The organism is Rhodopirellula sp. JB055, from assembly GCF_043100905.1.
Classification (GTDB): Bacteria; Planctomycetota; Planctomycetia; order Pirellulales; family Pirellulaceae; genus Rhodopirellula.
This window is the reverse complement of sequence record NZ_JBICHO010000272.1, coordinates 1-3653: the sequence shown is the minus strand read 5'-3', so window position 1 is coordinate 3653 and position 3653 is coordinate 1. Positions and strand designations below refer to the sequence as shown.

The 3653-nt window shown below is 56.1% G+C and carries 3 protein-coding genes; 2 read left to right on the top strand and 1 reads right to left on the bottom strand.

Annotated features, from left to right (window positions below; all coding sequences use genetic code 11):
• On the top strand, positions 1-733 hold a 733-nt coding region (locus ACF8AM_RS10985; RefSeq protein ID WP_392555680.1), incomplete at its 5' end, for an alpha/beta fold hydrolase.
• Positions 734-739: 6 nt separating this feature from the next.
• Here ACF8AM_RS10985 and ACF8AM_RS10980 read toward each other — a convergent pair.
• On the bottom strand, positions 740-2356 hold the full coding sequence (locus tag ACF8AM_RS10980; RefSeq protein ID WP_392555679.1) for a DUF4038 domain-containing protein: 1617 nt from the start codon (positions 2354-2356) through the stop codon (positions 740-742).
• Positions 2357-2599: 243 nt separating this feature from the next.
• On the opposite strand from ACF8AM_RS10980, the gene ACF8AM_RS10975 reads away from it, so the two are divergent.
• Positions 2600-3580, top strand: a complete 981-nt coding sequence (locus ACF8AM_RS10975) for an MDR family oxidoreductase (RefSeq protein WP_392555678.1) — start codon at positions 2600-2602, stop codon at positions 3578-3580.
• Positions 3581-3653 lie beyond the last annotated feature (73 nt).

Sequence of the window (3653 nt, the reverse complement as noted above, 5' to 3'; positions counted from 1 at the left end):
CACGTGGTCGTTTTTGTTCCACGAGGTGATCGTCACGCTCGCTCAGCATTACCGGGTGATCGCGCCGGACATGTTTGGCTATGTCTACTCCGATCGCCGCGACCATTTTGATCGTTCGATAGAATTTCAGGCTGACTTCATTGAGCGTTTCTTGGATCATTTGGACGTCGAAAGTGCCCACTTCGTTGCTCACGACATCGGTGGCGGTGTGGCACTGATCTTGGCGGACCGAAAGCCCGAACTGGTGCGATCGATGGTGTTGTCCAACAGCGTCGCCTACGACAGTTGGCCCGTGGATGAGATGCTCGCGATGGGACACCCCCGCAACGCGAAAATGCAACCGGAAGAGATGACGGAAAAGTTGGTCGAGAGTTTTCGGTTCGGTTTGACTCGTTCGGAACGCCTCACCGAAGAGTTCAAGGAAGGCATCGTGACGCCATACCAAGAACGTGACGGAATCGTGAGTCTGGTTCGCAACGCGGCGAGCTTGAACACGAACCACACCACTCCACTGACCAGTCGTCTGGGCCAAATGCAACAACCGACGCTACTGCTGTGGGGCGAAGACGACAAATGGCAGCCGATCAGCACGGCAGAGCGGTTGGTAAACGACATGCCTCATGCGGAACTGCATCCGATGAAGGACTGCTCGCACTGGGTTCCGCAAGACAACCCGGAAGAGTTCGCCAGTGCAACGCTCGAGTTCCTGCAACGAATTCCTGTGGCCGTGTAAGGTGATTCACTCGCTGGCAACGGGATGGTTCAGGATCAAGATTCGGAAACCATCTCCGCCAGGGACCTTCACGGCGGGCCATTGTTCGATCTTCTGCTGAGTCGTTTCGCTGAACGTGCCGTCAAAGGGATTGAACCAGGTCACGTTCATCGTTTGCCCGCGGACTTCGCTGGGCAGACGCAGTCCTAAGAAGTCATTTTCTTTGGGGACGTAGTAAAGGATTTGCCCCTTGCCGTTGTGGAGGCAGAAGCCAGCGTTGCTGCGTTTGTTACCGGCGATCAAATTGCCAAGGTCGTACTTTTCGACCAGGGTTTGCAGGTGGCGGTAGTAGTCCAATCGCGGGCGATTTTCGGGGTCGAGTTCGGTGATGTCGGGAACGATGACATTCCATGCGGCGCCTTGCCAGTAGTGGGTTGGGAACGTGCCGGCGAAGACGCACTGGTAGGCTCGTTCGAGGCAGACTTCCGGTGAGGTGTAGTTGCCGTTGAAAACCACGTACGGGCCTTTTTCGTAGCCGCCGTGTTCGATGTTGAGGATCGGTTTGCCGGGGATGTTTTTGCAGACTTCTCGCATCACGTGGTAGAGCTCGGATTGCCAAAGCTGGACGGAGACAAAATCAATTTTGTCGGCGAAGCGTCGGCAGTAGCCGTAGTCATGCACGGTGATCAAACGTTGGTAGGCATCCAACTCACGCAGACGCTTGATGCGGCCGTGGATGTAGTTGACGTCGTTGTGCCCGTATCCGAGAGCCTCTTTGGAGATATCCCAAATCAGGTTGGGGTAGGCTTGGTATCGGCGGACGACGTAATCGAAGTAGCGGTTGTCGGCGTCTGAGTTGGCAACTGGCCAGTTCACGCGTTTGTTCCAGACGTAGACCATCAGGTGAGCGGCGATGCCCTTTTGATCGAGGTATTCGATCACTCGGTCGAGTCGTTGGAAATACTTGATGTTGAGCTTCGTATGATCAGGTGATTCGTTGTCGCCGGCAAACGGATAGACGTTGGGGCTGCCGTATTCGTACTTGGAATCCAGGCCATCGTCCTTGGCCCATTTGACGTCGTAAGCAAACACGTTCAGGACGACTTGGTTGAATCCGTTTTCGGCCAGCGTGTCGACGAACTGTCGCGTTTTGGGGAGGTCGCCCGCGTTTTCAGCGTCGAGTGCAAACAGCCAATCGCATTCAAAGGCGATCGGATAATAGCGGTCCCCGTTTTGAAATTGGAACTGACGATTGTTGTCTGGATCGAGCTCGATTCCGCCACGACGTTTGTCGGCGGCCGCGGCAACATTCAGCGTGCCGGTTTGAGCGTCGAGCTCGGTGTTGGGCGAAGCGGTTTGGTAGCTCCACTTGCCCGCGGCGGACGGCGTGAAGCGGATGCAATGAGTTTGGTTTCCGTCGTAGAAGCCGGGGACTTTGAGTGTTTGCCCAGCTTCGTTTGTGAAGGTCGCGGAGAACGGTGTGTCGACCGGATTGTCTGCCAGTGTGTCGACTTGGAAGCGAAGCTCGGTGACCTCCCACTGCGTCGGTGTCTGGGAAGACGCATCGTCGGCATAGCCGAAGGAATGTCCGATCACGACGCAACTGGCGAGAAGCAGGTGGAGTGCGAAAACTGGCAAACGCATGAGATTCATCTGGGGAAGATGGGGTGGGGAAGCGAGACGAGGCATCGTATTCCAGCGGGTGGGCGGCTTCTATTCGAGCTGTTGCAATAAAACCAGAAACGCCGTGTTTTTCAGGGCGAGACGCGATCGGCATGCTGGCGAAATCTATGGATCGTTGTCGGGTTGGGGACCGGCGGATGTTAAGGGAGAATCTGCATTGCTAGACCTTGTGATCATTCCCCACACACACCGAGGAACAGAACCATGCGAGGCGTCTTGGTCACGAAGAACGAAAAGGACATTAACGCAACGTTGCAAGACATTGATGAGCAACAGTTGCCTGAGGGCAATGTGACCGTGCGAGTGCACTGGTCCAGCTTCAACTACAAAGACGTGTTGGCGATCACGGGAAAGATGCCGGTGATTCGTTCCTACCCCATGGTGCCCGGAATCGATTTGGCTGGCGTCGTTGAATCCAGCGACGATGATCGTTATCAAGTCGGCCAAGAGGTTTTGGTGACGGGCTATGGAATTGGCGAAGCCCACTGGGGCGGGTACGCCGAATTGGCTCGAGTGCCGGGCGATTGGTTGGTGCCGCTTCCAGAGGGATTGTCGCTGCGTCAGTCGATGGCGATCGGGACGGCTGGTTTCACCGCAATGTTGTGTGTGATGGCGTTGGAACGTGGCGGTGTCACGCCCGAACAAGGCCCGATCTTGGTGACCGGTGCCGGTGGAGGCGTCGGCAGCGTCGCGATTGGGTTGCTATCGAAACTGGGCTATGAAGTCGCGGCGGTTTCGGGACGTCCGGAAGCGGCGGACTATTTAAAAGAACTTGGTGCGAGCGAAGTGCTGCCGCGATCTGATTTTTCGCAGCCCGGGAAACCGCTGGGCAAAGAACGTTGGGCGGGCGCAGTGGATGTCGTCGGCAGTCACACGCTTGCAAACATTTGTGCGTCCACCCAGTACGACGGCATCGTGACCGCGTGTGGGCTGGCCGGTGGCATGGAATTTCCCGCGACGGTGGCTCCGTTCATCTTGCGAGGCGTGACGTTGGTCGGCATCGACAGTGTTCAGTGCAAACAACCTCGACGATCGGAGGCGTGGCAGCGTTTGGTGGAAGATTTGGATCTGGCAAAATTGGAAGCCATGACCAATGAGATCCAACTCGACGACGTGATCGAAACGGCGAAAAATTGGGGCCAGAGTGATCACCGCGGACGTGTGGTGGTGGAGGTACAAAGTTAGTCGTCTGTCAGGACTTGGTTTTAGGCTAGTGGACGAGGCAACCATTCCAGAACATGCGTCAAATCAAATGAAA

Excerpts from the sequence above, each read along its gene's own strand:
- ACF8AM_RS10980 (WP_392555679.1), bottom strand. The coding sequence starts at position 2,356 with ATGCGTTTGCCAGTTTTCGCACTCCACCTGCTTCTCGCCAGTTGCGTC.
- ACF8AM_RS10975 (WP_392555678.1), top strand. The coding sequence starts at position 2,600 with ATGCGAGGCGTCTTGGTCACGAAGAACGAAAAGGACATTAACGCAACG.